The organism is Streptomyces sp. NK15101 (assembly GCF_020400725.1).
GTDB lineage: Bacteria > Actinomycetota > Actinomycetes > Streptomycetales > Streptomycetaceae > Streptomyces.
The window spans coordinates 18,606-43,950 of sequence record NZ_JAINVG010000035.1 but is presented as its reverse complement, the minus strand read 5'-3'; the positions used below and the strand labels follow the sequence as shown (position 1 = coordinate 43,950).

At 73.8% G+C, this 25,345-nt stretch carries 27 protein-coding genes and 1 riboswitch; of the genes, 13 read left to right on the top strand and 14 right to left on the bottom strand.

What is annotated here, in order from left to right; translation table 11 throughout:
• Window positions 1-10: 10 nt before the first annotated feature.
• Genes K7G60_RS19880 through K7G60_RS19865 form a run of 4 tightly spaced genes read right to left on the bottom strand, consistent with a single transcriptional unit; the run spans window position 11 to window position 4,228 of the window.
• Window positions 11-1,237 carry an amidohydrolase family protein gene (locus K7G60_RS19880; protein WP_225802289.1) on the bottom strand — a complete coding sequence of 409 codons (1,227 nt, stop codon included), beginning with the start codon at window positions 1,235-1,237 and terminating at the stop codon, window positions 11-13.
• A complete protein-coding gene (locus K7G60_RS19875; RefSeq protein WP_225802288.1) occupies window positions 1,234-2,526 on the bottom strand; it encodes an amidohydrolase family protein in 1,293 nt (430 codons plus the stop codon). The genes K7G60_RS19880 and K7G60_RS19875 overlap by 4 nt, the downstream gene beginning before the upstream one ends.
• Before the next feature lie 20 nt (window positions 2,527-2,546).
• Window positions 2,547-3,431 (bottom strand): SDR family NAD(P)-dependent oxidoreductase, encoded by an 885-nt coding sequence (locus tag K7G60_RS19870; protein ID WP_225802287.1) that lies wholly within the window; start codon window positions 3,429-3,431, stop codon window positions 2,547-2,549.
• Window positions 3,431-4,228 (bottom strand): acetoacetate decarboxylase family protein, encoded by a 798-nt coding sequence (locus K7G60_RS19865; protein WP_225802286.1) that lies wholly within the window; start codon window positions 4,226-4,228, stop codon window positions 3,431-3,433. Before K7G60_RS19865 ends, K7G60_RS19870 begins: the two co-directional genes overlap by 1 nt.
• 98 nt (window positions 4,229-4,326) lie before the next feature.
• Here K7G60_RS19865 and K7G60_RS19860 point away from each other — a divergent pair, with 98 nt between their 5' ends.
• The 6 genes from K7G60_RS19860 to K7G60_RS19835 all read left to right on the top strand — a co-directional run bounded on the left by K7G60_RS19860 (window position 4,327) and on the right by K7G60_RS19835 (window position 10,212).
• A complete protein-coding gene (locus K7G60_RS19860) occupies window positions 4,327-4,980 on the top strand; it encodes a TetR/AcrR family transcriptional regulator (RefSeq protein ID WP_225802285.1) in 654 nt (217 codons plus the stop codon).
• Window positions 4,981-5,463: 483 nt separating this feature from the next.
• Complete coding sequence (locus K7G60_RS19855) at window positions 5,464-6,438, top strand: DEDDh family exonuclease (RefSeq protein ID WP_225802322.1); 975 nt, start codon at window positions 5,464-5,466, stop codon at window positions 6,436-6,438.
• Window positions 6,439-6,502: 64 nt separating this feature from the next.
• Window positions 6,503-6,736, top strand: a complete 234-nt coding sequence (locus K7G60_RS19850) for a hypothetical protein (protein ID WP_030691654.1) — start codon at window positions 6,503-6,505, stop codon at window positions 6,734-6,736.
• 81 nt (window positions 6,737-6,817) lie between these two features.
• Window positions 6,818-7,633 (top strand): SURF1 family protein, encoded by an 816-nt coding sequence (locus tag K7G60_RS19845; protein ID WP_225802284.1) that lies wholly within the window; start codon window positions 6,818-6,820, stop codon window positions 7,631-7,633.
• A 34-nt stretch (window positions 7,634-7,667) separates the two neighbouring features.
• Entirely contained in the window at window positions 7,668-9,452 is a 1,785-nt protein-coding gene (locus tag K7G60_RS19840) for a glycoside hydrolase family 15 protein (protein WP_225802283.1), read from the top strand.
• A gap of 4 nt (window positions 9,453-9,456) precedes the next feature.
• Window positions 9,457-10,212 carry an SDR family oxidoreductase gene (locus K7G60_RS19835; protein WP_225802282.1) on the top strand — a complete coding sequence of 252 codons (756 nt, stop codon included), beginning with the start codon at window positions 9,457-9,459 and terminating at the stop codon, window positions 10,210-10,212.
• Between the two features lie 3 nt (window positions 10,213-10,215).
• Here the strand turns inward: K7G60_RS19835 and amaP are convergent, their stop codons facing one another.
• Genes amaP through K7G60_RS19810 form a run of 5 tightly spaced genes read right to left on the bottom strand, consistent with a single transcriptional unit; the run spans window position 10,216 to window position 12,529 of the window.
• Entirely contained in the window at window positions 10,216-10,803 is a 588-nt protein-coding gene (gene amaP / locus K7G60_RS19830) for an alkaline shock response membrane anchor protein AmaP (protein ID WP_225802281.1), read from the bottom strand.
• Window positions 10,800-11,447, bottom strand: coding sequence for a DUF6286 domain-containing protein (locus tag K7G60_RS19825; RefSeq protein ID WP_225802280.1), 648 nt, complete (start codon window positions 11,445-11,447; stop codon window positions 10,800-10,802). The genes amaP and K7G60_RS19825 overlap by 4 nt, the downstream gene beginning before the upstream one ends.
• Entirely contained in the window at window positions 11,444-11,809 is a 366-nt protein-coding gene (locus tag K7G60_RS19820; RefSeq protein WP_225802279.1) for an Asp23/Gls24 family envelope stress response protein, read from the bottom strand. The genes K7G60_RS19825 and K7G60_RS19820 overlap by 4 nt, the downstream gene beginning before the upstream one ends.
• Window positions 11,810-11,818: 9 nt before the next feature.
• The gene (locus K7G60_RS19815) at window positions 11,819-12,010 is read right to left on the bottom strand and encodes a hypothetical protein (RefSeq protein WP_225802278.1); all 192 of its coding nucleotides are present in this window, start codon (window positions 12,008-12,010) and stop codon (window positions 11,819-11,821) included.
• A 42-nt stretch (window positions 12,011-12,052) separates the two neighbouring features.
• On the bottom strand, window positions 12,053-12,529 hold the full coding sequence (locus K7G60_RS19810) for an Asp23/Gls24 family envelope stress response protein (protein WP_225802277.1): 477 nt from the start codon (window positions 12,527-12,529) through the stop codon (window positions 12,053-12,055).
• 93 nt (window positions 12,530-12,622) lie between these two features.
• On the opposite strand from K7G60_RS19810, the gene K7G60_RS19805 reads away from it, so the two are divergent.
• Window positions 12,623-13,303 carry a hypothetical protein gene (locus K7G60_RS19805; RefSeq protein ID WP_225802276.1) on the top strand — a complete coding sequence of 227 codons (681 nt, stop codon included), beginning with the start codon at window positions 12,623-12,625 and terminating at the stop codon, window positions 13,301-13,303.
• A gap of 51 nt (window positions 13,304-13,354) precedes the next feature.
• Here K7G60_RS19805 and K7G60_RS19800 read toward each other — a convergent pair whose 3' ends face one another.
• The 3 genes from K7G60_RS19800 to K7G60_RS19790 form a co-directional block, all read right to left on the bottom strand.
• Entirely contained in the window at window positions 13,355-14,155 is an 801-nt protein-coding gene (locus K7G60_RS19800) for an enoyl-CoA hydratase/isomerase family protein (RefSeq protein WP_225802275.1), read from the bottom strand.
• Between the two features lie 132 nt (window positions 14,156-14,287).
• Window positions 14,288-14,509: a helix-turn-helix domain-containing protein gene (locus K7G60_RS19795; RefSeq protein ID WP_006123601.1), complete on the bottom strand. Its 222-nt coding sequence runs from the start codon at window positions 14,507-14,509 to the stop codon at window positions 14,288-14,290.
• Between the two features lie 364 nt (window positions 14,510-14,873).
• Window positions 14,874-16,472, bottom strand: coding sequence for an ABC-F family ATP-binding cassette domain-containing protein (locus K7G60_RS19790; RefSeq protein ID WP_225802274.1), 1,599 nt, complete (start codon window positions 16,470-16,472; stop codon window positions 14,874-14,876).
• A 268-nt stretch (window positions 16,473-16,740) separates the two neighbouring features.
• Here K7G60_RS19790 and K7G60_RS19785 point away from each other — a divergent pair, with 268 nt between their 5' ends.
• Window positions 16,741-17,631 (top strand): neutral zinc metallopeptidase, encoded by an 891-nt coding sequence (locus K7G60_RS19785; RefSeq protein WP_225802273.1) that lies wholly within the window; start codon window positions 16,741-16,743, stop codon window positions 17,629-17,631.
• A 58-nt stretch (window positions 17,632-17,689) separates the two neighbouring features.
• Complete coding sequence (locus K7G60_RS19780) at window positions 17,690-18,091, top strand: VOC family protein (protein ID WP_225802272.1); 402 nt, start codon at window positions 17,690-17,692, stop codon at window positions 18,089-18,091.
• 15 nt (window positions 18,092-18,106) lie between these two features.
• Here the strand turns inward: K7G60_RS19780 and K7G60_RS19775 are convergent, their stop codons facing one another.
• Together K7G60_RS19775 and K7G60_RS19770 are read right to left on the bottom strand one after the other, a co-directional pair.
• A complete protein-coding gene (locus K7G60_RS19775; protein ID WP_374115654.1) occupies window positions 18,107-19,504 on the bottom strand; it encodes a hypothetical protein in 1,398 nt (465 codons plus the stop codon).
• 54 nt (window positions 19,505-19,558) lie between these two features.
• Window positions 19,559-20,686, bottom strand: coding sequence for an alpha/beta hydrolase (locus tag K7G60_RS19770; RefSeq protein WP_225802271.1), 1,128 nt, complete (start codon window positions 20,684-20,686; stop codon window positions 19,559-19,561).
• 373 nt (window positions 20,687-21,059) lie between these two features.
• On the opposite strand from K7G60_RS19770, the gene K7G60_RS19765 reads away from it, so the two are divergent.
• From K7G60_RS19765 to K7G60_RS19750, 4 genes are all read left to right on the top strand, one after another.
• Window positions 21,060-22,316 carry an inorganic phosphate transporter gene (locus K7G60_RS19765; RefSeq protein ID WP_225802270.1) on the top strand — a complete coding sequence of 419 codons (1,257 nt, stop codon included), beginning with the start codon at window positions 21,060-21,062 and terminating at the stop codon, window positions 22,314-22,316.
• A 16-nt stretch (window positions 22,317-22,332) separates the two neighbouring features.
• A complete protein-coding gene (locus tag K7G60_RS19760; protein ID WP_225802269.1) occupies window positions 22,333-22,554 on the top strand; it encodes a hypothetical protein in 222 nt (73 codons plus the stop codon).
• A gap of 120 nt (window positions 22,555-22,674) precedes the next feature.
• A riboswitch (cobalamin riboswitch) is annotated at window positions 22,675-22,807 on the top strand.
• 34 nt (window positions 22,808-22,841) lie between these two features.
• The gene (locus K7G60_RS19755) at window positions 22,842-23,816 is read left to right on the top strand and encodes a cobalamin biosynthesis protein (RefSeq protein WP_225802268.1); all 975 of its coding nucleotides are present in this window, start codon (window positions 22,842-22,844) and stop codon (window positions 23,814-23,816) included.
• Window positions 23,813-25,321: a cobyric acid synthase gene (locus tag K7G60_RS19750; protein WP_225802267.1), complete on the top strand. Its 1,509-nt coding sequence runs from the start codon at window positions 23,813-23,815 to the stop codon at window positions 25,319-25,321. The genes K7G60_RS19755 and K7G60_RS19750 overlap by 4 nt, the downstream gene beginning before the upstream one ends.
• Window positions 25,322-25,345: the final 24 nt, after the last annotated feature.

Here is a 25,345-nt window from a genome sequence, read left to right as displayed (position 1 = left end):
ATCCGCCGCCTCACCACACGCGGACCGACCCGCCCGGGGCGAAGGCCGGACTGGTGGCGCCCGCGGGGACCTCCTCCAGGGGCCGGGCGATCTCCTCGACGGCCGGGCCGTGGACGGCGGCGAGGCGGTCGAGGAGGGCGAGGTCGAAGCCGTAGACGCGGGCCGCGTTCCCGCCGACCATGGCGGCGACCTCCTCCCGGGGCAGTCCCGCGTAGGCGATGCGGAGGCCTTCCCGGGAGTACGGGGTGGTGCCCTCGTCGTGCGGGTAGTCGCTGCCCCACATGATCTTGTCGAGGCCGATCCGGTCGCGCAGCGGCACCTCGTGGGGGCGCATGAAGCTCGCGCCGACGAAGCAGTTCTCCCGCCAGACCTCACCGGGGCCCTTGCCCATGGACTCCGCGAGGCCGGCGCCGAACTTGGACTCCGCGGTGGCGGCCTTCGTCGCGGCCGACACCAGCCGCCGGTGGTAGTAGTCCAGCATGTCGAGCACGCCCGGAATCCAGCCCGAGCCCTGCTCGGTCAGGACCAGCTTGAGCCCCGGATGGCGCCGGAACGCGCCGCCGAAGATCAGGTGCCACAGGGCTCGGTGGGAGAACCAGGTGGTCTCCACCATGAACACCGCGCGGGCGGCCGGTTCGTCGCCCAGCGGCGGCGAGGCGGAGCCGCCGTGGTGGTTGACCGGGACGTCGAGCTCGGCGCAGACCGCCCAGATCGGGTCGTACGCCGCCGAGTACAGCTCGGGGACGGGCGAACCCGGCGGGACCCCCGGCAGCAGGACGCCCCCGGTCAGCCCGGCCTCGCGGGTGCGGCGGATCTCCGCGACCGCCGCGTCCACGTCGTTGAGGAGGATCTGCGCCACGCCCGCCCTGCGCCCCGGGGCGTCCGCGCAGAAGTCGGCCAGCCAGCGGTTGTGCGCCTGGAGCCCGGCCCAGCGCTGCTCGTACTCGGCGCGGGTGGGCGGCTGGGCCATCAGGGAGGCCTTGGGGAAGAACGGCGGGATGGTGTTCGGGAAGACGACCTCGGCGACGATGCCGTCCGCCTCCAGTTCGCGCAGCCTGCGCTGCGAGTTCCAGTTGCGGTCGGCGGTGTCGGCGAGGAGGTCCTCGTACGGGTTGACGTAGGTCGCCGCCCAGGCGTCGAAGTCGTCGTGGTGCTTCTTCTCCAGGTACGGCCTGTAGTCGAGGAGGTCGGCGCCGGCGTGGCAGTCGGCGGAGACGACGGTGTAGCGGTCGGTCACGGCGTCACCCCCAGGACCGGGAACTCGTGGTCGGTGAGCCAGTGCCGGCCGACCTCGCGCGAGCGGGCCCAGGAGGCTTCGACGACGGCCTGGTCGGCGGGCTGGCCGAGGTCGGCGGGGGTGGGGCCGATCCGACGGGCTATCGGATCCAGTGTTCGGACGTCGAATCCGAAGACCTCCGCGGCGGCGAGACCGAGCATCCGCCGCGTCTCCTCGACCGGGATGTCGTGGAACGTCCTCCGCAGCCACGCGCGCGTGTCCGGCCACGTGCCCTCCGGGTGCGGGAAGTCCGAGCCCCACAGGATGTTGTCGACGCCGATCTCGTACCGCTGCGCGAGCTCGCGCCGCTTGGTGTTGGTCGCGCAGACGAAGACCTGCCGGTCCAGGTACTCGCTGGGCGGTCGCTTCAGCTCCGCGAACGGGGACAGCTTCTTGCCGCCGTGCGCCCCCAGGTAGAGCCGGTCCATGAACCAGAGCAGATTCGGCAGCCACCAGCAGCCGGACTCGGCGACCCCGAACCGCAGGCCCGGGTGGCGCTCGAAGGCGCCCGACCAGAGCAGGAACCACAGCGGCCTGGCGGGCCACCAGGTGACCTCGGAGACGTAGATCCCGAGGTGGTCGCCGTACTCCTCGCGCGGGGCCGCCCCGGAGTGGGTGACGACCGGCATGCCGGTCTCGGCGGCCGCCGCCCACACGGGGTCGTAACGCCGGTCGTGGTACGGGGCCTTGTCCACCCACATGGAGGGGATCATGAGCGCCCCGAGCCCGGACTCCTTGGCCCGGTGGATCTCGGCGACGACCTCGCGGACGTCGGCGGTGACGGGGAGGAGGGCGACCCCGCAGTGCCGCGCCGGGTTCGCGGAGACGAACTCGGCGAGCCAGCGGTTGTGCGCCTTCGCACCCGCCATGCCGAGCTCCGGGTCCTGGTCGCCGGAGAGCCCGAGGCCGACGCCGAAGGGCGCGGCGGTCCGGCTGTCGACGGCGTCCGCGTCGGGGAAGACGACCTCGGCGGCGACCCCGTCGCCGTCGAGCTCCTTGATGCGCCGCGCCGCGTCCCAGCCGCCGCGCAGGCCTTCCTCGTTGTCGTGGAACCACTTGTCCGCGAAGGCCTCGTTGCGCACCCCGAGCCGGGTCATGGCCTCCCGGCGGGCCTCGCGTCCCGCCAGGAAGTCGTCGAAGTCCCGGTGGAAGCGGGGGTCGAGATAGGGCCGGTACTCCTCGGTGGGCAGCCCGGCGTGACAGTCGGAGGAGATGATCAGATACGGGTCCTCGTGGCGCTCGTTGGTCATGGCGAAGCCCCTCGGTCGAGTCAGTCGAGGATGAAACTCTCCAGGTACGACGGGTTGGCGCGGTCGAGCATGGACCGCGAGCGCGCCTTGATCAGGCGGTCGCTGTGCTCGCTCTCCGGCAGCATCCAGAAGCGGTCGGCGCGGATGCCGTCGACGACGTGCTCGGCGACCTCCTCCACCGGTGTGAAGGCCACCTCGTGCCCGGCCTCCTTCATCGCCGCCTCCCACTGGTCGAGGCTGCGGTAAGGGGACCTGCGCGGCCGCTGTTTGGCGTACCGCTCGGGCCGGTTGCGGTGCGACTCCCACAGCCCGGTGCGGAGCATGTGCGGGCCGGGGAAGAGCACGGAGGCGCCCACGCGCGCGTGCTCGGCCTTCAGGTGCGCGTACAGGGACTCGGTCATGGTGACGACGGCCGCCTTGGTGACCGCGTACACGGAGGCGGTGGGCAGCGGGGCGATGCCTCCGTCGCCGGAGGAGGTGTTCACGACGTGGCCGGGTCCGCCGCCCGCGAGCATGCGCGGGACGAAGGCCTGGATGCCGTGGAAGACGCCCCAGACGTTGACGGAGAAGGCCCACTTCCAGTCGTTCGGCTCGTGCTCCCACACGGGTCCCTCGGCACCGGAGCCGACGCCCGCGTTGTTGCAGAGGACGTGGACGGCGCCGAAGGTGTCGTACGCGGCGTCGGCGAACGCCCGTACCTCCTCGGGGTCCGAGACGTCGACCGTCCGGGCGAGGACCTGCGCGCCGCTCTCCATCAGCGCGTCGGCGGCCTCCGCGAGCGCGTCCCGCTCGACGTCCCCGAGGACGACGGCGAGGCCCTCGGCGGCGAAGCGGCGGGCCATCGCGAGCCCGATGCCGCTCGCCGCGCCGGTGACGACGGCGACCTGCCCCTCGCGCAGCTCCATCAGGCACGTCCTTCCGGGGGTCCGTCGAGGATCTGGAGCGGGTCGTCGTACCGCTGGTGGACGAAGGGCAGCAGGTCCCGGGCGGAGACGCGTTCGGCGACCGTGCCCTTCTGGTCGGTGGTCTTCTCGCCGATCGTGATCTCGACGAGCCGGCGCACGGGGAGGTCGGCGACCGGGTCGTACATGGACTCGCGCAGGACCACGTCACCCGTGATCCGTTCCAGCTTCCGCACCTTCTCGTTGCGGACGCAGTGGACGAGGACGGGGTCGGTGTCGAAGCCGGTCCCCTCCACGCCCGGCAGGAACTTGAAGTAGAAGTCGGTCTTCTCGACGGGCGCCGGCAGCGGCAGCGGTCCGGAGACCGCGCCGCGCACCTCCACGAAGGCGATGCCGTGCCGGGCGAGGGCGGCGCGCACGACGAGCCCGTCGCGCTCGACGGTGACCTCGCCCAGCTTCTTCGGCTCGCCGAAGACCTCGCGGCCGCCGATCAGGGCCCGCTCGTGGGTCATCGGCATGACCAGCGGGTACCAGCCCTCGCGGTCGCCGTGGGCGGCGGCCACGGCGACCGAGCCGGCGCCGAGCGGATGGCCGGGCAGGTCGACCTTGCTGATGTTGGCGCGCACGAGGGGGCGCGCGGTGGGTTTCAGCGGGGGCGGCAGGACCGCCGCCACGACGTCCGGGTCGGTCTCCCAGACGGCGACCACGCCGGTGGACCAGATGTCGGGGAGCCTGGCGGACCGCTCGCGGGCCGCTGCCGCCTCCGCCTCGCCGCGAGCCCCGTACCGTACTCGTGCCATGACGTACCGCCCTTCGGGAACGTATCGGCCTGTAACACAGTTACACCGACCACCCCGCAGGGTAAAGAGGGCCGCACGCAGAGGAGTTGGGGGAACCGATGGCACGCTCCGCGCTGACCCGCGACGAAGTCCTGGACACGGCGGCCGCCCTGGTGAGGGAGCACGGCCCGGACGCGCTCACGATGCGCCGGCTGGCCGCCGAGCTCGGCACCGCGGTCACCTCGATCTACTGGCACGTCGGCAACCGCGAGTCGCTCCTCGACGCCCTCGTCGCCCGCACCGTCGCCGACCTCGGCACGATCCGCCCCCGGGGCGCGACCCCGGCCGAGCGGATCGTCTCGGTCGCCCGCGCGCTGCGCCGCGCCCTGCGCGAGCGCCCGCACCTGGTGGCGATGGTCCACGAACGCGGCCTGACGGAACGCATGTTCCTGCCGGCCCAACGCGCCCTGGTCCACGAGGCCCACGCGGCGGGGCTGCGCGGCGCCCGCGCGGCCGCCCTGGTCCACGCGGTCCAGTTCCAGGTCGTCGGCCACGTCCTCGTCGAGCGCAACCGTGAGCGCGCCCCCGCCCAGCCGCCGGCCGAGACGGCCCTCTGGACCACGGAGCCGACCGGCTTCACCACCCCCGACCCGGAGCTCGCCCGCGCCCTCGCCGCCCCGATCGACACGGAGGCCGTGTTCCTGGTGGGGGTGCGGGCGCTGGTGGCGGGACTGCTCGCCGAGGAGGCCCGAGCCCTCCGCCCCCGGCCCTGATCCGGCGGCACGCACGCGTGACGCCGGTCCACGGGGGCGGGGGCGCCGCCGCCCCGCTCCGCGAGGACCGGTCCTTCGCCGGGTCGCGCGACCGCACCCGCCCGGTCTTCGGGCCGCGCGCCGTGTTCCGCCCCGACGACCTCGCCTCGGCGCCCGCGGCGAAGGGCACGACCGAGTGCGCCGGACCGGACGGATCCGCTCCCGCCCCGGCCGGGGCCTGGCGGTCAGGCGCGCGGCGGCCCGTACGGACGCGGTGACCGTGCTCCGGCGCGGCCGGGGGGCGACGGGCGAGGTGCGGGCGTACCGGCGGCCCCGTCCGGCGCCTCCCCGCCCCGCCCTGTGCCTCCCGCGCCCCGCACTGCGCCTTCCCGCACGCCCTTCCCCGCGCCCCGCCCGGGCGCTCCGGCGGGCGCGGAGGCGGCGGCTCCCGGCCCCGGAATCCGGCACCGGGAGCCTGGGTGTCCGTCGGGGCCCGTATTCTCAATAACCGTGCTTGACGACCGTACGACAGCAGCGATGTGGCCGGCCGCCTACCCGCAGGGGTACGCGGTAGTCGACGTGGAGACCACCGGACTCGCCCGCGACGACCGGATAGTGTCGGCTGCCGTCTACCGGCTGGACGCCCAGGGGAACGTCGAGGACCACTGGTACACGCTGGTCAACCCCGAGCGGGATCCCGGCCCCGTCTGGATCCACGGGCTGACCAGCGACGTCCTGGAGGGCGCGCCGCTCTTCCCGGAGATCGCGGCGGAGTTCGCCGAGCGGCTCGACGGGCGGGTGCTCGTCGCGCACAACGCGATGTTCGACTGGCAGATGATCGCCCGGGAGTACGCGCGCGCGAAGTCCGCCGCGCCGGTGCGCCAGCGGCTCTGCACGATCGCGCTCGCCAAGGAGCTGTCGCTGCCGCTGCCCAACCACAAGCTGGAGTCGCTCGCCGCGCACTTCGGCGTCGTCCAGCAGCGCGCGCACAACGCGCTCGACGACGCGCGGGTGCTCGCCGAGGCGTTCCGGCCGAGCCTGCACGCGGCGGCCGAGCGGAACGTACGGCTGCCGCTGCTCGAGTGCCGGCCGCTCACCGAGTGGGCCTCGGCGCCGGTGCCGCCCCGGGCGGGCCACCAGTCCTCCTACCGGGCGGGCAGCTGGCGGCCCTCGCGGAAGCGTCCGCCGTGCCCGTACCCGAACCCCGGGCGTTACGAGTCGGACAAGCCGCTCAAGCAGGGCATGCGGGTGGCGTTCTCCGGCGACACCTCCATCGACCGCGAGCTCCTGGAGGACCGCACCGTCGAGGCCGGCCTCCACGTCGCCACCAGCGTCTCCCGGCTGACCAGCCTCCTGGTCACCAACGACCCGGACTCCCCCACCTCCAAGACGCTCAAGGCCCGGTCCTTCGGCACCCCGGTCGTCGACGAGGCCGCCTACACCCAGCTGCTGCGGGACGTGACCCCGGCAGACGGGTGACTGCCCCCGGTCCTGCGGGCGCGCCGCGCCGCGCGCGCCCGCCGGGCGCTCCACCCTGTGGCGCATGGCACGTTGTGAGGTCTGCGGAAACGATTACGGCATGTCCTTCGAGGTGCACGCGCAGGGCGCGGTGCACGTCTTCGACTGCTTCGCCTGCGCCATCCACCGGATGGCGCCCATCTGCGAGCACTGCCGGGTCCAGATCATCGGACAGGGCGTCGAGGTCGAGGGCAGCTGGTACTGCGGCGGCCACTGCGCCCGCGCGGAGGGAAAGGTGGGCATCGTCGACAGGGTGTGAGGAAACGATCCCGGGCGGTCGGGCGAACCGACCCGAACCCCCCGTGCGTGCACCCCTCGACCCGCGCTGTACGGTCGTGGGGTGTACCGCTTCCTGTTGTCCCGGCAGTGGGTGATCCTCACCCTCGGCGCCCTCGCCCTCATCCCCACGATGATCCAGCTGGGATTCTGGCAGTTCCACCGGCACGAGCACCGGGTCGCCCAGAACGCGCTGATCGCGGACAACCTCAGGGCGAAGCCGCTCCCGGTCGAGGAGCTCACCTCCCCCGGCCACACCGTCCCGCGCGCCGACTACTGGCGGACGGTCACCGCCACCGGCACCTTCGACACCGCCCACGAGGTGGTCGTCCGCCGCCGCACCTCCTCCGACGACCAGGTGGGCGTGCACGTCCTGACCCCGCTGGTCCTGCGCGACGGCCGGGTCGTCCTGGTCAACCGCGGCTGGGTCCCGGCCGCCGCCGACCAGCACTCCTACCCGCCGGTGCCGCCCGCCCCCAAGGGCGAGGTCACCGTCACGGGCCGGCTCAAGGCGGACGAGACGACGGGCGCCAGCGGCATCAAGGACCTGAAGGGCCTGCCGGACCGCCAGGTCATGCTCATCAGCAGCCGGCAGCAGGCCGAGCTCATCGGCCGCGAGGTGCTCGGCGGCTATCTGGAGCTGACCGCGCCCGAGCCGGCCGGCGGCTCCCCCGAGACGATCGCCGAGCCGGACCACGAGTCGATCGGTCCCCACATGGCGTACGCCGTTCAGTGGTGGCTCTTCACCGCCGGAGTGCCCGTCGGCTGGGTGATCCTGGTGCGCCGGGAGAAGCGCGACCGGGAGGCCGGCAACGCCGCCGACGTCCCCGGATCCGCGGAGCGGGACACGGCGGAGGCGCAGGCCACTCCGTCCCGCTGATTGACCGTCGCCGCTTCCGGGAACAGGCCGAAGCGTGACGCAACGTATCGACGACTACGCCCTCATCGGGGATCTCCAGACCGCCGCGCTCGTCGGCCGCGACGGGTCGGTCGACTGGCTGTGTCTGCCCCGCTTCGACTCCGCCGCCTGCTTCGCCGCCATCCTCGGCGACGAGGACAACGGCCACTGGACCGTCGCTCCCAAGGGCGCCACCACCTGCACCACCCGCCGCTACGCCGAGGACACCCTCGTCCTGGAGACCTACTGGGAGACCCGTACGGGCACCGTCAAGGTCGTCGACTTCATGCCGCAGCGGGACAGGTCTCCCGACCTGATGCGGATCGTGGAGGGCGTCAGCGGCAGCGTCGAGATGGCCTCCGTGCTGCGGCTCCGCTTCGACTACGGCTCGGTCGTGCCGTGGGTGCGCAGGGCCGACGGCCACCGGGTGGCGATCGCCGGGCCGGACTCGGTCTGGCTGCGCAGCGAGCCGCACGTGAAGACCTGGGGCCAGCAGTTCTCCACCCAGTCCTCCTTCACCGTCGCCGCCGGCGAGAAGGTGGCCTTCGTCCTGACCTGGCACCCCTCGCACGAGCCGCGCCCGGACCTCGTCGACCCCTTCGAGGCCCTGGAGCAGTGCCTCGCGGACTGGCGGAAGTGGACGGCCCGCTGCACCTACGACGGCCCGTACCGGCCGACGGTGCTGCGGTCCCTGATCACCCTCAAGGCGCTCACGTACGCCCCCACCGGCGGCATCATGGCCGCCCCCACCACCTCCCTGCCGGAGGACCTCGGGGGCGTGCGGAACTGGGACTACCGCGCCTGCTGGCTGCGCGACTCCTCCCTCACCCTCGGCGCGCTGCTCGCCGCCGGGTACGAGGAGGAGGCGGCCGCCTGGCGGGACTGGCTGCTCCGCTCGGTCGCGGGCGACCCCGCCGACCTGCAGATCATGTACGGGCCGGCCGGGGAGCGCCGGCTGCCGGAGACCAGCCTGCCGTGGCTGCGCGGCTACGCCGACTCGGCGCCGGTGCGGACCGGGAACGCCGCGGTGGACCAGTTCCAGCTGGACGTGTACGGCGAGGTCATGGACTCCCTCCACCGCGCGCGCGAGGCCGGGATCCCGCCGGAGCGGCACGCCTGGAACCTCCAGCTGAGCCTGCTCGGCTTCCTGGAGTCCACCTGGCGGGAGCCCGACGAGGGCCTGTGGGAGGTCCGCGGGCCGCGCCGCCACTTCACCCACTCGAAGGTGATGGCCTGGGTCGCCGCCGACCGCGCGGTCCGCACCCTGGAGGCCGACCCCACGCTGCCGGGGGGCGTGGGGCGGTGGCGGGCGCTGCGGGACGAGATCCACGCCGAGGTGTGCGCGCGGGCGTACGACCCCGTCCGGAACACCTTCACCCAGGCGTACGGCTCGTCCGAGCTGGACGCCGCCACCCTGCTCATCCCCCAGGTCGGCTTCCTGCCGCCGGACGACCCCCGGGTGGTGGGGACGGTGGACGCGGTGCGGGAGGAGCTGATGCACGGCGGCTTCCTGCGCCGCTACACCCCCGACTCGACGGCCCTGGACGGGCTCCCGGGGCAGGAGGGGACCTTTCTGGTCTGCTCGTTCTGGTTGGCGGACGCGCTGCGGCTGACCGGACGCGCCGAGGAGGCCCGCGAGCTCTTCGAGCGGCTCCTCACGCTCACCAACGACGTGGGGCTGCTCGCGGAGGAGTACGACCCGGTGGCGGGCCGGCAGCTGGGGAACTTCCCGCAGGCCTTCAGCCACATCGGCCTGGTGGGGACGGCTCTCGCCCTGGCCGCCGAGGAGGCGGCAGGATAGGGGCATGGATCTTGGACTGAAGGACCGTGTGTACGTGGTGACCGGTGCGACGCGGGGGCTCGGCCGGGCCTCGGCCGAGGCGCTGCTCGCCGAGGGCGCGAAGGTGCTGATCACCGGGCGCGAGGAGAAGACGGTCGCCGACGCGGTGGCCGAGCTGGGCGAGGGCGCGGCCGGGATCGCCGCCGACAACGCCGACCCGGAGACCCCGGCCCGGCTGATCGCCGAGGCACGGGCCCGCTTCGGGGGCTTCGACGGCCTCCTGATCAGCGTCGGCGGCCCGGCGCCCGGCTTCGCGGCGGACAACACCGACGAGCAGTGGGCGGCCGCCTTCGACACGGTCTTCCTGGGGGCGGTGCGGCTGGCCCGCGCGGCCGCCGAGACGCTCACCGAGGGCGGGGTCATCGGCTTCGTCCTGTCCGGCTCCGTCCACGAGCCGATCCCCGGCCTCACCATCTCCAACGGGCTGCGCCCGGGACTGGCCGGCTTCGCCAAGTCCCTCGCCAACGACCTGGGACCGCGCGGGATCCGGGTCGTCGGCCTGCTGCCGAGCCGCATCGACACGGACCGGGTCCGCTCCCTCGACGCGCTCTCCGGCGACGCGGACGCGGCCCGCGCGGCGAACGAGCTCACGATCCCGCTGCGGCGCTACGGCACCCCGGAGGAGTTCGGGCGCACGGCGGCCTTCGTGCTCTCGCCGGCCGCCTCGTACCTGACGGGGCTGATGCTGCCGGTGGACGGCGGGGCGCGCGCCGAGTTCTGATCCTCAGGCGACCCGGCGGGCGCGGTGCTTCACCGCGCGCAGACGCGCCTCGGTGGGCAGTGCGGGCAGTCCCGTCGCCTTACGGGCGTGGGCGAGGGCCCGGTTGCTGAGGGCGGTCAGGGCCTCGCCCGGGGAGGCGTGCGGCTCCAGGAGGAGCCGGATCCGGGTCCTGGGAGCAGCCCGGCGGCCCGTGAGGGCGACCTTGGCCCGGGCGACGCCGTCCTGCGCGGCGGCGTCCGCCTCCAGGACGCTCTCCAGGGCCCGGCCGCGCAGGACCGCCTCCTCGCCGTCGCCGGTGTCCACGAGGACCTCGGAGAGCCGGGCCCGGCGGAACTGGGCGAGCAGCCACCACAGGGCGAGCAGGACGATGAGCCCGAGGACCGCGATGACCACCGGCCACCACCAGCCCTCGTCCCGCCAGCGCTGCCGCTGTGCGGTGGTGAGCAGCACGTCGTCGGGACCGGACCAGGGCCACCAGGACGGTACGGACAGGTCGAGGGCGGCGGCGAGTACGGCGCCGCCGACGACCACGAGGATCAGCCCGGCGAGACCGAGCAGGACGCGGTTGACGCGCCGGAGGACGACGGTCACTTGGCCTTCCCTTCCTTCCGGGACGGCCGGGCCACCCGTACCGTCGGGGCGAGCGGGCGGGCGAGGCCGAGCTCGTCGACGCCGGTGGCGAGCACCGTCTCCACGTCGGCGCGGACCTCGTCGAGGGCGCGGAAGTGGGACACCGCCCGGACGCCCACCTTGGCGCGGCCGACGTTCACCTTGACGGACTGGACCCCGGAGACCTCCATGACGCGGTCCCGCAGGGTGAGGGCGGCGGCCTCGCGGTCGAGGCCCGCCCGCACGTCGGTGTGCTCGCGGCGCATCGGGAGGACGTCGCGCAGCCCCGGGGTGGCGGCCAGGACGAGGAGCCAGAGGCCGAGCAGGACGGCGACGGCCGCGCCGGCGACGATCACCACGTCGTCGAGCGGGCGGGTCGCGAGGGCGTGGGCCAGTTCGCGCCGCCAGGCCATCGCGGAGCGGTCGGCGCGTACGGCCGCGACGTCGTAGAGGAGCAGCCCGGCGGCGCCGAGGACGACGGCAGCGAGGAGGGCGGCGGGGATGCGGCGGACGGACCAGAAGCGGCGGACGGGTGGCGTGGGCGCGCCACGGCCCTCGTCGCCGGGTCCTGTCGCCTGGGTGGCGCCCCCCGCGGGGGCCCGGTCCGGTTCCGGTGTGGTGGTCATGCGAGGCGGCCCCTCGGCGAGGTGTGGCGGGTGTGCGCGGAGTGGAGGCGCTCGACGTGGACGGCCACCTCGTGGACCTCCAGACCGGCGCACTCCTCCACGCGGGCGCGCACCCGGCTCCGGACGGCGGCGCACTGGCGTCCGACGTCGGAGGGGTAGTCGAGGTCGAGACTCACCGAGACGCGGGCGAACTCCCGGTGGACGACGACCGAGGCGTGCGGCTTCGATCCTCCTTCGGGGACGGCGTCGAGCGCCTCCCTGGCCGCCTGGGCGGCGATCTTCGCGACGACCCGGTCGGCGATGTCGGTCGCCCCCCGGTCCCGCACCCCGTCCCGTACCGGGTCGTCTGCCAGGTCCGTCACCACTCCGGGTCACCGCCGCCGGTCGCCGCGCTCGCGGCCCCGGAACAGATCGCCGGGTTCGAGGTCTCCGTCGAGGAACCTGCCCACCACGAAGCCGACCGCCCCGAGGGCCGCGATCAGCAGAAACGCTCCGAAGCCACCGAAGTATCCGGCGAAGCCGAGAGCCATGCCGGCCAGCAGGCCGACCATCGCCATGCTCATTCCGAGTCCCTTTCCTGGCCCCTGTCGCCGGGGGTCCGACGACTACTGGAGCCGGGGCTCCGGCTCCTCTTCCTCGTCCTCGGGCAACTTCACGTCGCTGACCGCGATGTTGACCTCGACGACTTCGAGACCCGTCATCCGCTCCACGGCGGCGATGACGTTCTCCCTGACGTCGCCGGCGACGTCGGAGATGGAGACGCCGTAGTCGACGACGATCTCCAGGTCGAGGGCGGTCTGCACCTCGCCGACCTCGGCCTTGACGCCTCGGGTGACGCCCGACTTGCCGCCGCCCCCGCCCGGGACCCGGTCGCGGACGGCGCCCAAGGTGCGGGAGAAGCCGCTGCCCATCGCGTGGACGCCGTCGACGTCACGCGCGGCGAGCCCGGCGATCTTCTCCACGACTCCGTCGGCGATCGTCGTCCGGCCCCGGGAGGCCGCCGGGCCGCTTCCCCGCTTGGTCATGGAGGCACGGCGCGGCTCGTCCGCCGCGGAGTCTCCTGAGTAAGTGGTGTCCGTCATGAGTTTTAGCCCCTTCCGTCACATTTCGGGGTTCCTCGCCCACATTAAGGCGACTTGCCCCAATTCGCGCCAGGAATGCGGCAGGCTGGGGGAATGACGACGGCTGAAGGATGGACGGCGGCGGTACGGGAGCGCCTCGCGCCGGGCAGGCTCCTGCCGCTCGGCGCGGCCGGGGACGGCGCGTGGATCACCGAGCGGGCGGCACGGGGTGTCCTCGGCCCCGCCGCAGCGGCGGTACGGGGCGCGGTGCCGGGCAAGCTCCGGGTCGGGCCCGACCCGGAGGACGACGGAACGACGAAGGCAGGGCCGCTCCCGGTGCCGCCGGGCGGGCTGGAGGCGCGGGCGCTGCGGATCACCGCGGACTTCGGGGCGGTCGCGGGCCGTCCGCTGCCGGAGCTGGCCGAGGAGCTGCGGGCGGCCCTGCTCGGGGCGGCGCGGGACGGACTCGGGCTGCGCGTGACGGCCGTGGACCTGCGGGTGACGGAGCTGCTCGACGCGGAGCCGGCGGCGGCTCCGGCCGCTCCCCCGCCGGGGCGGCCGGCCCCGGCGACGGACGACCCGGTGGCCCTGGCGGTCCTGCGGGTCGAGGGCGTGGCGGGCGTGACGGACCTCTGGGGGCCGCCGGTGCACCGGGGCCCGGACGGGGTGCGGGTGGAGCTGGCCGTGACGGCCGGTCACCGCCCGCTGGACGTGGCCCGCGCCGCCCGGGACGCCGCGACCTCGGCCGCCGACGGGGCGACCGCGGTCACGGTGCTGGTCTCGGAACTGCGCTGAACGGGCGCGTGCGCGAGGAGCGGGCGCCCGCTTCGGCCGCCCGCGCGGGCGTCAGTCGCCGAGGCCCGCCAGGTCGCGCAGGCGGCGGGCCTGGGCGGCGCGTTCGGCCGTGCGCTGCTCCTCGTAGGAGCGGCCGGAGACGCCCTGGAGCAGCGCCTTGGTCTCGGTGACCGCGTCGCGGGGCGCGGCGAGCAGGGCGGCGCCGAGGTCCCGTACCGCCGCGTCGAGCTCGTCGGCGGGCACGGACAGGTTGGCGAGACCGATGCGCTCGGCCTCCTCCGCGTGCACGAAGCGGCCGGTGGCGCAGATCTCCAGCGCGCGGGCGTAGCCGACGAGCGAGACGAGCGGGTGCGTCCCGGTCAGGTCCGGGACGAGACCCAGGCTGGTCTCGCGCATGGCGAACTGCACGTCCTCGGCGACGACCCGCAGGTCGCAGGCGAGGGCGAGCTGGAAGCCCGCACCGATGGCGTGGCCCTGGACGGCCGCGATCGACACGAGGTCGCTGCGGCGCCACCAGGTGAACGCCTCCTGGTACTCGGCGATGACCGCGTCGAGGTCCTCGTCGGAACCGCGCGCGAGGTCGAGGAAGGACGGCTCGCCGTCGAAGCCCTCGGGCGTGAACGCCTGCCGGTCGAGTCCGGCGGAGAAGGACTTGCCCTCGCCGCGCAGGACGACGACCCGCACGCTGCCGGGCAACGACCGGCCGGCTTCCGTCAACGCCCGCCACAGAGCGGGAGACTGGGCGTTGCGCTTCGCCGGATTGGTCAGGGTCACCGTGGCAACGGCGTCCTCGACGGTGAGCCGTACACCGTCCTTGTCGAACACGAGCTCAGAGTCGTCGAGCGTAGTCATGGGGCGCCTCCGGTTCCGGTGCAGCACTGCATGCGACATGCTAAGTGACTGCACAGTAACCACCCGGCCGACCGCAGGGCCGACCGGGTGCCCACCGGGAGGTCCCGGTGGACCGGTCGAGCCGCCCCGATGTCAGGCCGAGGCCGCCTTCTTGCCCCGGGTCGCTCCGCCGCGTCCACGCAGCGTGACTCCGGACTCGCTCAGCATCCGGTGGACGAATCCGTAGGAGCGGCCGGTTTCCTCGGCCAGCGCCCGGATGCTCGCACCGGAGTCGTACTTCTTCTTCAGGTCTGCCGCGAGCTTGTCGCGCGCGGCGCCGGTCACCCGGCTGCCCTTCTTCAGAGTCTCGGCCACCCGTGCCTCCTCATGGGAAGTGCGCTCTGGACTTCTCATGATCACCCCTCCCGTCCGTCCTGGCCACCCATTCGACAAGGTCCGTGCCGCCGGGTTTGCGGACGAGTACGCCGTCATCACGAACGGAGGCCTGGATTCCGCCAGGCCGGAAACCCGCCTCCGAACCGGTCGGTACGGGAAGTGCCAGGTCAGCGGGGCAAGGGGAACACGCGTACGGCGCGGGCCTGCCGGAAGGATTCGGCAGAGCACCGCGCCGGGAAGTACGAGACATCCTCACTCAGATGACGGATCGCCCATGAGCCGAATGATCCAGTCCAGAATGATCATCCGGGGCCGGACGGGGCCCCGGAACGCCCCTCGGGGGTCAGGCGAGGGCCACCAGGTCCGCGTAGTCCGCGCCCCACAGATCCTCGACGCCGTCCGGAAGCAGGATGATCCGCTCCGGGTCGAGCGCCTCCACGGCGCCCTCGTCGTGGGTGACGAGGACGACGGCGCCCTTGTACGTGCGCAGCGCGCCGAGGATCTCCTCGCGGCTGGCCGGGTCCAGGTTGTTGGTGGGCTCGTCGAGCAGCAGCACGTTCGCCGAGGAGACGACGAGGGTCGCGAGCGCGAGCCGGGTCTTCTCGCCGCCGGAGAGGACGCCGGCCGGCTTGTCGACGTCGTCGCCGGAGAAGAGGAAGGAGCCGAGCGTCTTGCGCACGTCGACGAGGTCGAGGTCGGGCGCGGCCGAGCGCATGTTCTCCAGGACGGTCCGCTCGGGGTCGAGCGTCTCGTGCTCCTGGGCGTAGTAGCCGAGCTTCAGGCCGTGGCCCGGGGTGACCTCGCCGGTGTCGGGCTTCTCGACGCCGCCGAGGAGGCGCAGCAGGGTCGTCTTGCCCGCGCCGTTGAGGCCGAGGATGACGACGCGCGAGCCCTTGTCGATCGCGAGGCTCACATCGGTGAAGATCTCCAGCGAGCCGTAGGACTTGGAGAGCCCCTCGGCCGTCAGCGGGGTCTTGCCGCAGGGGGCGGGCTCGGGGAAGCGGAGCTTGGCGACCTTGTCGGAGGCCCGCACCGCCTCCAGGCCGGAGAGCAGCCGCTCGGCGCGCTTGGCCATGTTCTGCGCGGCGACGGTCTTGGTGGCCTTGGCGCGCATCTTGTCGGCCTGCGAGTTGAGCGCGGCGGCCTTCTTCTCGGCGTTCTGGCGCTCGCGCTTGCGGCGCTTCTCGTCGGCCTCGCGCTGCTGCTGGTAGAGCTTCCAGCCCATGTTGTAGACGTCGATCGTGGAGCGGTTGGCGTCCAGGTAGAAGACCTTGTTCACCACGGTCTCGACCAGGTCGACGTCGTGGGAGATGACGATGAAGCCGCCGCGGTAGGTCTTCAGGTAGTCGCGCAGCCAGACGATGGAGTCGGCGTCGAGGTGGTTCGTGGGCTCGTCGAGGAGCAGGGTGTCGGCGTCGGAGAAGAGGATCCGGGCGAGCTCGACGCGGCGGCGCTGACCACCGGAGAGGGTGTGCAGCGGCTGCCCCATGACCCGGTCGGGCAGGCCGAGGGCGGCGGCGATGGTGGAGGCCTCGGCCTCGGCCGCGTACCCGCCCTTGGTCAGGAACTCGGTCTCCTGGCGCTCGTACTGCCGCAGCGCCTTGTCGCGGGTGGCGCCGGAGCCGGTGGCGATGCGCTCCTCGTTCATCCGCATCTTCTTGAGGAGGACGTCGAGGCCGCGGGCGGAGAGGATGCGGTCGCGGGCCAGGACGTCGAGGTCGCCGGTGCGCGGGTCCTGCGGGAGGTAGCCGACCTCGCCGGAGCGGGTGATGCTGCCGCCGGCCGGCTGTCCCTCGCCGGCGAGGCACTTGGTGAGGGTGGTCTTGCCCGCTCCGTTGCGGCCGACGAGGCCGATGCGGTCGCCCTTGGCGACGCGGAAGGAAGCGGACTCGATGAGGACTCGGGCGCCGGCGCGCAGCTCGATGCCGGAAGCGGTGATCACGGACAGACTCCAGGGCGGTGGGAAAGGGCGGAAGGACGGCTGGTGGCGGGCTTCGACGCCGCTAATGCACCCAGAGGAGAACGGCCATGCGGCCAGTCTAACGGGCGCCTGCAACTGGTTTTCGGCCATACGGGTGCGGCAGGCAGACTCGGATGTCTGTCACATTCCCGCCTGCACATCGGAAAAGGGGCGATCGAGGCGAGATCATCCGATACTCGGCACAGGGCGGCGGCCACCGCCGTGACAGCGACGCGGAGGGTGGTGGACCGTGCAGTTCGACGACGACGCCGACCTGGACACCTCGGAGGTACGGGACGTCCGCGGCAGCCGCGTCCCGGGCGGCAGGGCGACCGTCGGCGGCGGCGTCATCGGTCTCATCGCCCTGGTCCTGGGCGTGCTCTTCGGGGTGGGCCCGGACCAGCTCGGGCTCTCCTCCGGCGGTGAAGAGCCGGTGGCGAGCTCTTCGTCCGCGGCCCAGGTGAACCAGAGCTGCAAGAAGGGCTCGGACGCCAACACGCGCCAGGACTGCCGGATCGTCGCCGTCGTCAACAGCGTCCAGGACTACTGGCGCAGCGAGTACCCGCGCCGGGGCGGCGCCTACGGGAACGCCACCACCGTGATGTTCACCGAGCGGGTCGGCACCGCGTGCGGCTCGGCGACCTCGGCGGTGGGGCCCTTCTACTGCCCCGGCGACCGGCGGGTCTATCTGGACCTGGGCTTCTTCGACGAGCTGCGGACCACGTTCGGATCGACCGGCGGGCCCTTCGCCCAGGCGTACGTGGTGGCGCACGAGTACGGCCACCACGTCCAGAACCTGATGGGGACCCTCGGCCGCGCCCAGGACGGACGGACCGGCGCGGACTCCAACGCCGTGCGGGTCGAGCTCCAGGCCGACTGCTACGCCGGGGTCTGGGCGCGGCACGCGACGACCGCCCCCGACGAGAAGACGGGCCGGCCGCTGCTCACCCGGCTCACCGACGAGGACGTCCGGGACGGCCTGGACGCGGCGGCGGCCGTGGGCGACGACCGGATCCAGGAGAGGTTCCAGGGGCGGGTGACGCCGGAGAGCTGGACGCACGGTTCGGCAGCGCAGCGGCAGCGGTGGTTCCACGAGGGCTACCGGACCGGCGACATGGCCCGGTGCGACACCTTCCGCTGAGTTGTCGGCGGCGGCTGCCAGACTGAGATCCAGGTCACATCGAGAGGGAGTGATCGGGATGGCTGGGACCCCCGACATCTGTCCGGCACTGCGGTACGAGGACGCGAAGGCCGCGATCAAACAGCTCACCGAGGGCTTCGGCTTCACCGAGCACGCCGTGTACGAGGGCGAGGACGGCCGGGTGCTGCACGCCGAACTCGTGTGCGGGAACGGCATGGTGATGCTGGGCAGCAAGGGCAGCGGCACCGGGTTCGACAAGCTGATGGGCGACGGCGGGCCCACCGCGGTGTACGTGCGCGTGGACGACGTCGACGAGCACCACGCCCGGGCGGTGGCGCAGGGCATCGAGATCGTGCTGCCGCCGACGGACCAGGAGTACGGCTCGCGGGACTACACGGCCCGGGACGCCGAGGGCAACGTATGGAGCTTCGGCACGTACGCCCCCGGCGCGGCGGGGTGAGCGTCTCCCCCCAGGTCAGGCTCCCCCGGTGTGGACCTGGAAGGCGGCCCGGCGGACCGCCTTGGCCAGGGCCGGGTCCGGGTGGGCGGCCGCCAGGGCGACCAGGACCTGGACCGTGCGGGGGTGTCCGACGGCGCGGACCTCGTCGAGCAGCGCCGGGACGGTGCCCTGCACGGCGGAGTCGAGGTGGCGGACGAGCAGTTCGCTCTCGCCGTGGTCGGCGACGGCCGCCGCGGTGTCGACCCAGAGCCAGGTGGACTCCTCGCGGGTCAGCACCTCCTGGGCCTCGTCGGGGTCGGCCCCCTCGTACTCGGCCAGCCAGAGCAGCGCGTACGGGCGGAGCGACGGCTCGGCGACGGCGGCCCGCACCTCGGCTTCGGCGGGCGCCCCGACGACGCGGAGCGCCTCGAAGGCGAGCCCGCGCAGGAGGGCGTCCTCGCCGCGGGCGACGGCGAGGAGTTCGCTCACGGCGCTGGACAGGGTGCGGGCCGCGAGCCAGGCGCGGTACTCGTCGCGGGCCGGGCCCGGGGTGAGCCGGGCGCAGCCGCGGAGCATGTCCTCGGCGGACTGCTCGATGTTGCCCGCGGGGCTCTGCGCGGCGACGCAGATCTGCTCCAGTTTGACCCAGACCGCCCAGTTGCCGAGCGGGGTCAGGGTGGCGTGGCGCCCGTCGGGGCCGGGGTCCAGGGTGAGCGCGCCGACGGCGGCCAGGCCGTCCAGGGCCCAGTCGAGGAGGGCGGGCAGACCATCGGGGGAGGGAACGTCCGCCGTCCCGGGCGCCTGCTCGGCCGCGGGGACCTCGCAGCGCTCCTCGCGGAGCTCCTCGACGCGCTGGCCGAGGAGGTCGAGGAGGGCGGGGACGAGGACCGGGCCCTGGGAGAGCTGGAGCAGCGACAGCACCTGCGGGACGGCCTCGACGACCTCGGCGACGGCGCTCGTGGCGACCCCCTCGGGGGCGGGGTGCACGAGCGACCAGGCGTCGAAGAGGGCGACCCAGCCGCGCAGGACGGCGGAGTCGTCGCGGTCCCAGGCGTGCAGCCGCCAGCCGGGGCGGGCGGTGTCGCCGTGCAGCTCGACGAGTCCGGCGAGCCGGGCGCGGTCCCAGCCGGCCCGGATCTGGCCGGGCGTCAGGTCCAGTGCGGCCGCGGCCCGTTCCTGGACGGGGCCGGTGCGGGGTGCCGTGTCGGCCCCGTGCTCGACGGCGGCCCAGCGGGCGATCCGTACGGCGTCGGCGAGGACGTGCCGGGCCTGGCGGGCGAGCTCCGCGCGGGGCGGAGTGCCCTCGGGCGGCCGCGGCGCCGGCCGGGTGCGCCGGGTCGTCACGGCCCGTCGGGCGGTGGCCAGCGCCCGCGGGCGGACGAGTCGGAGTCTGGAGTTGCGCGCCAATGGTTCATCGGGCTTTCGAGACGTCACGGAGGCAGTCTTCCCGCTGACGGCCCGAAAGCCCAATCGGAATCGGAAGCGCCGTCAGAACAGCGGGGTGAGGAAGCGGCGCAGGGCCTCCTCGTAGCGGACCGGGTCGGCGTTCCACATCGCGGCGTGCGGGGCCTGCTTCACGGTCCGGAGGGCGACCCGGCCGGGCAGCCGGGCGGCGAGTTCGACGGAGGGTTCCCAGGGGGCGAGGGTGTCGTCGGGGCCGTGGAAGAGGAGGACCGGGGCGCGCAGGGCGTCCGGCTCGGAGGCGGAGCGGAGGAGGTCGCCGTGCGGGCCGGTCCTGCCCTGGGCGGCGCGGACGGCGAGCGGGAGCAGGGGGCCCGGGACGTGGCGGGCCGCCGCGAGGTTGCGGAGGGTGGCCTCCCAGTCGAGGACCGGGGAGTCGAGGACGACGCCGCTGATCCGGTCGCGCACGCCCGATTCGACGGCGGCGCGCAGGGCCATCGTGGCGCCGGTCCCCCAGCCGTGCAGGACGACCTTCCGGGCCCCTCGGCGGACGGCGTAGCGGATGGCGGCGTCGACGTCCCGCCACTCGGAGTCGCCGAGGTGGGCGAGGCCGTCGGGGGTGGCGGGCGCCCCTTCGTCGCCCCGGTAGGCGGGGACGAGGACGGGGATCTTGCGGCGGTCGTAGAAGGGGACGAGGTTCAGCGGGTGCTCGCGGGTGGTGCCGAGGCCGTGCAGGGCGATCACCCAGGTGGTGCGCGGGCCGGGCACGAGCCAGGCGGGCAGGGGGCCGAGCTCGCCGGGGATCTCGACGTCCTCGTGGACGAGGCCGAGGGCACTGGCCGGGGTGCCGCGGTGGAGCTGGGGGGTGAGCCGGACGCGGGCGCCGGGTCCGAGGACGCCGAGTTCGACCCGCTCCAGGCGGCGGACGACGGTGTCGGCGGTGTGCGGGACCCGGTCGAGGACGGGGCCGAGGACGGCGTGCAGGCCGGGGGCGTCCATTCCGTACGTGCCGGGGCGCAGCGAGGCGAGGCTGCGGGTGAGGGTGATCCGCTCGGGTCCCGTGGCGTGCACGGTGAGTCCGGGGTCTCCGGGCAGTGGTCGTCCGGACGGCACCTTGAGGGCGACGTCGCTGGCGTACCGGCCGGCCGCGATCGCGGCCGCGCCGACACCGATCAGGGTGGTGACGGCCGCTGCCGTCGCTGTAGCCGGGCGCACGCTCCCAGTCTCGGCAGGACGGGGTGGGCCTGCCACCGGACGGACCCGGCGGGGTGGGCCGTGGCGGAACCGGAGGGTCGCCGGGGAGAGTGACGCGGGTCTCCTTCGGGGGTCCTCCGGTCGGATGGTCCTGTCCAGGGAGCGGAACGGGGTGCCGGGGGAGGAAGCGGGGCAGGTCGTACATGCCCCGGGAGGGACGGGATTACCCGTGGTCGCACGGTGACCGCATCGTGGACACCGGGCCCTCCGGGGCGAGAAGCGGAATCCCTTGACACCGGATAGGGACACCACGCCGCCCGCCCCAGTTCACCTTCCGTTCACCCAGGTTGCTTACGTTCGACGAGCCACTGACGTCAAACGATTGCCTGGGTAAATGGAACACATCACGCTGCTGCTCGCCATTGTGGTCGTGACAGCTCTCGTGTTCGATTTCACGAACGGTTTCCACGACACCGCCAACGCGATGGCCACGACCATCTCGACCGGTGCGCTCAAGCCCAAGACGGCGGTGGCCATGTCCGCCGTGCTGAACCTCGTCGGCGCGTTCCTGTCCGTGGAGGTCGCCAAGACGATCTCCAAGGGGCTGGTCAACGAGGAGGGGATCCAGCCCGAAGTGATCCTCGCCGCGCTCGTCGGCGCGATCCTCTGGAATCTCGTGACCTGGCTGGTCGGACTGCCCTCCAGCTCCTCCCACGCCCTGATGGGCGGCCTCATCGGTGCGACCGTCGCCTCGATCGGCATCAGCGGCGTCAACGGCGAGGTCGTCGTCACCAAGGTCCTCATCCCGGCCGTCGCCGCGCCGATCGTCGCCGGCATCGCCTCGATGCTCGCCGCCCGCCTGACGTACCGCCTCGACAAGAAGGCGGACGCGAAGACGACGGAGAAGGGCTACCGGGTCGGCCAGATCGCCTCCGCCGGTCTCGTCTCCCTCGCCCACGGCACCAACGACGCGCAGAAGACCATGGGCATCATCACCCTCGCCCTGGTCGCCGGCGGCACCCTCGCCCCCGGCTCCAACCCGCCCGTCTGGGTCATCGTCTCCGCCGGCCTGGCGATCGCGCTCGGCACCTACCTCGGCGGCTGGCGCATCATCCGCACCATGGGCAAGGGCCTCACGGACCTCCAGCCGCAGCAGGGCTTCGCCGCCCAGACCAGCGCGGCCACGACCATCCTGGCCTCCTCCCACCTCGGCTTCTCGCTCTCCACCACCCACGTCGTCTCGGGTGGCGTCATGGGCGCGGGTCTCGGCCGCAAGGGCGGCGTCGTCCGCTGGTCGACCGCCACCCGCATGTTCGCCGCCTGGGGCCTGACCCTGCCGGCCGCCGGCCTGGTCGGCGCGGGTGCCGAGTACGTCGCCCGCCAGGGCGACTGGGGCGTCTACGTCGTCGCGACCTTCCTGGTCGCCTCGTGCCTCGGCATCTGGCTCGTCTCCCGCCGCCAGGTGGTCGACCACACCAACGTCAACGACGTCGAGACCGAGCCCGCGGGCGTCGTGACCACCGCGATCGCGGCCGTCACCCCGCCGCCGGCCGGCTCCGTCGCCGCCGTCGCGGACGAGGACCTGAAGACCACCATCCCCGCGCCGGTCCCCACGGACCCGGCCGCTCCCCCGGCCACCGCCGCGGTCTAAGGAACTGGAACCAAGCATGAAGATCGACTGGGCAGCCCTCGGCTCCGTCTTCGGAGTCAGCCTCGTGGCGACCGTCGCCCTCGTGGGGCTCTTCACCCTCGGTATCGTCGGCCTCTCCAAGCAGGAGCAGGCCGCCGCCCAGGGAGGCTCCGCCGCCCTGGCCCGCACCGGCGCCTACGCCTGCTTCGGCCTGTGCCTGGCGGCCGTGGCGTACGGCATCTACCTGATCGTCGCCTGACGGTCCTCCCGCCTCGGCCGGGCGGTCCGCGTCGTCGGACGCGGACCGCCCGGCCGTCGTGTTTGTGGCGCTTCGCACAGTGACGCGGTGCAGGTCAAGGGTGAGTTGACGGCTGTTCTCGGCCCGTGGTGGACTGCCGAGGCCATTACGGCGGCAGTAGAGGAAGTCCGGTGCGAATCCGGCGCGGTCCCGCCACTGTGACCGGATCCGAAGGGTCCGGGAGTCAGGAACTCTCGCCGCCGGTCACGTCGATCCAGGGCGCGGACCCTGAGTGAGGACAGAGCGCCATGCCCGGCCGCGGCCGCAGCGTCTCCCCAGCCACCGGTGTCTTCGCGTACGGCGCGGCCCTGGGCCTCGCCGTCGATCTGCTCGTCGGCGACCCCCGCCGCGGACACCCCGTCGCCGCCTTCGGCCGGGCGGCGGGCCGCGTCGAACGGGCCCTGTGGCACGACCACCGCGGCTGGGGCGCCCTGCACACCGCCGTCTGCGCCGGCACCACCGTCGCGGCCGGCGCCCTCGCCGCCCGCGCGGTACGGGGCAGCCGCGCCGGATCCGTCGCGCTCACCGCGGCCGCCGTGTGGGCCGTCGTCGGCGGTACGACCCTGGGGCGCGAGGCCCGCGCGATCGGCGGCGCCCTCGCCGCCGGGGACCTGGAGGTGGCCCGGGAGCGGCTGCCGCACCTGTGCGGGCGCGACCCGCAGTCCCTCGACGGTCCCGCGATGGCCCGCGCGGTCGTCGAGTCCGTCGCCGAGAACACCTCCGACGCCGTGGTCGGCGCCCTCTTCTGGGGCGCCGTCGCGGGCGTGCCGGGGCTCGTCGGCTTCCGCGCCGTCAACACCCTCGACGCGATGGTCGGCCACAAGTCGCCCCGGTACCGCAGGTACGGCTGGGCCTCGGCCCGCCTCGACGACCTGGCCGGCCGGCCCGGCGCCCGGCTGACCGCCGTGCTCGCGACCGTCGCCGGCGGAGACCCGCGCGGAGCCGTACGGGCATGGCGGGCGGACGCCGCGAAGCACCCGAGCCCGAACGCGGGACCGGTCGAGGCCTCCTTCGCGGGCGCCCTCGGCGTACGGCTCGGGGGGACCCTCTCGTACGCCGGGCGGGTCGAGCACCGGCCCGTCCTCAACGGTGAGGGGCGGCCCGTCGAGGTCGCCGACATCGACCGCGCGGTCCGGCTGTCCCGCCGGATCACCGGACTGACCCTGGCCGCCTGCGTGGGCGGCCGCATGATCGCGAGCGCGCTGAAGCGGAGGAACGCATGAGGGGTGGGGGGCTGCTCGTCGCCGGGACCACGTCCGACGCGGGCAAGAGCGTCGTCACGGCCGGCATCTGCCGCTGGCTGGTCCGGCAGGGCGTCAAGGTCGCGCCGTTCAAGGGACAGAACATGTCCCTGAACTCCTTCGTCACCCGGGAGGGCGCCGAGATCGGCCGGGCGCAGGCCATGCAGGCGCAGGCCGCGCGGGTGGAGCCGACCGCGCTCATGAACCCGGTGCTGCTCAAGCCCGGCAGCGACCGCTCCAGCCAGGTCGTCCTCATGGGCAGGCCGGTCGGCGAGCTGAGCGCCCGCGGCTACCACGGCGGGCGGCAGAGGGAACTCTTCGAGCCCGTCCTGGCGTGCCTGGAGGAGCTGCGGGGCACGTATGACGCCGTGATCTGCGAGGGGGCGGGCAGCCCGGCCGAGATCAACCTGCGGCGCACGGACATCGTGAACATGGGCATCGCGCGGGCCGCGAAACTGCCCGTGGTCGTCGTCGGCGACATCGACCGGGGCGGGGTCTTCGCGCAGTTCTTCGGGACGACGGCGCTGCTGAGCCCCGAGGACCAGTCGCTCGTGGCCGGGTACCTCGTGAACAAGTTCCGGGGCGACGTGTCCCTGCTCGAACCCGGCCTCGACATGCTGCACGGGCTGACCGGCCGCCGGACCTTCGGCGTCCTGCCGTACGCGCACGGGCTCGGCATCGACGAGGAGGACGGCCTGCGGGTCTCGCTGCGGGGCACCGTCCGCGAGTCGGTCGTCGCGCCGCCGCTCGGCGAGGACGTGCTGCGGGTCGCCGTGTGCGCCGTGCCGCTGATGTCCAACTTCACGGACGTCGACGCGCTGGCCGCCGAGCCGGGCGTCGTCGTCCGGTTCGTGGACCGGCCCGAGGAGCTCGTCGACGCGGACCTCGTCGTCGTCCCGGGCACCCGGGGCACGGTGAGGGCGCTGGAGTGGCTGGGCGAGCGGGGGCTCGCGGACGCCCTCGTCCGGCGCGCGGCCGAGGGCCGGCCGGTGCTGGGCATCTGCGGCGGCTTCCAGGCCCTGGGCGAGCGCATCGAGGACGAGGTCGAGTCGAAGGCCGGCGTGGTCGACGGGCTCGGACTGCTGCCCGTACGGGTCCGGTTCGGGGTCGAGAAGACCCTCGCCCGGCCGGTCGGCGAGGCGCTCGGCGAGCGGGTCGAGGGGTACGAGATCCACCACGGCGTGGCCGAGGTGCTCGGCGGGGAGGCGTTCCTCGACGGGTGCCGGGTCGGCTCCGTGTGGGGCACCCACTGGCACGGCTCGCTGGAGAGCGACGGCTTCCGGCGGGCGTTCCTGCGGGAGGTCGCGGCGGCGGCCGGGCGGCGGTTCGTGCCGGCTCCGGACACGTCGTTCGGCGCGCTGCGGGAGGAGCAGCTCGACCGGCTCGGCGACCTGATCGAGGAGCACGCGGACACGGACGCGCTGCTGCGGCTGATCGAGGAGGGCGCCCCGGCGGGGCTGCCGTTCGTGCCGCCGGGTGCGCCGTGAGTGCCCACCCGGTCCAGGCATCCG

Bases quoted from the DNA above. Each gene is read 5' to 3' on its own strand.
- K7G60_RS19875 (WP_225802288.1), bottom strand. From the start codon at position 2,526: ATGACCAACGAGCGCCACGAGGACCCGTATCTGATCATCTCCTCCGAC.
- K7G60_RS19870 (WP_225802287.1), bottom strand. From the start codon at position 3,431: ATGGAGCTGCGCGAGGGGCAGGTCGCCGTCGTCACCGGCGCGGCGAGC.
- K7G60_RS19865 (WP_225802286.1), bottom strand. From the start codon at position 4,228: ATGGCACGAGTACGGTACGGGGCTCGCGGCGAGGCGGAGGCGGCAGCG.
- K7G60_RS19860 (WP_225802285.1), top strand. From the start codon at position 4,327: ATGGCACGCTCCGCGCTGACCCGCGACGAAGTCCTGGACACGGCGGCC.
- K7G60_RS19850 (WP_030691654.1), top strand. From the start codon at position 6,503: ATGGCACGTTGTGAGGTCTGCGGAAACGATTACGGCATGTCCTTCGAG.
- K7G60_RS19835 (WP_225802282.1), top strand. From the start codon at position 9,457: ATGGATCTTGGACTGAAGGACCGTGTGTACGTGGTGACCGGTGCGACG.
- K7G60_RS19825 (WP_225802280.1), bottom strand. From the start codon at position 11,447: ATGACCACCACACCGGAACCGGACCGGGCCCCCGCGGGGGGCGCCACC.
- K7G60_RS19815 (WP_225802278.1), bottom strand. From the start codon at position 12,010: ATGAGCATGGCGATGGTCGGCCTGCTGGCCGGCATGGCTCTCGGCTTC.
- K7G60_RS19810 (WP_225802277.1), bottom strand. From the start codon at position 12,529: ATGACGGACACCACTTACTCAGGAGACTCCGCGGCGGACGAGCCGCGC.
- K7G60_RS19805 (WP_225802276.1), top strand. From the start codon at position 12,623: ATGACGACGGCTGAAGGATGGACGGCGGCGGTACGGGAGCGCCTCGCG.
- K7G60_RS19800 (WP_225802275.1), bottom strand. From the start codon at position 14,155: ATGACTACGCTCGACGACTCTGAGCTCGTGTTCGACAAGGACGGTGTA.
- K7G60_RS19780 (WP_225802272.1), top strand. From the start codon at position 17,690: ATGGCTGGGACCCCCGACATCTGTCCGGCACTGCGGTACGAGGACGCG.
- K7G60_RS19765 (WP_225802270.1), top strand. From the start codon at position 21,060: ATGGAACACATCACGCTGCTGCTCGCCATTGTGGTCGTGACAGCTCTC.
- K7G60_RS19760 (WP_225802269.1), top strand. From the start codon at position 22,333: ATGAAGATCGACTGGGCAGCCCTCGGCTCCGTCTTCGGAGTCAGCCTC.
- K7G60_RS19755 (WP_225802268.1), top strand. From the start codon at position 22,842: ATGCCCGGCCGCGGCCGCAGCGTCTCCCCAGCCACCGGTGTCTTCGCG.
- K7G60_RS19750 (WP_225802267.1), top strand. From the start codon at position 23,813: ATGAGGGGTGGGGGGCTGCTCGTCGCCGGGACCACGTCCGACGCGGGC.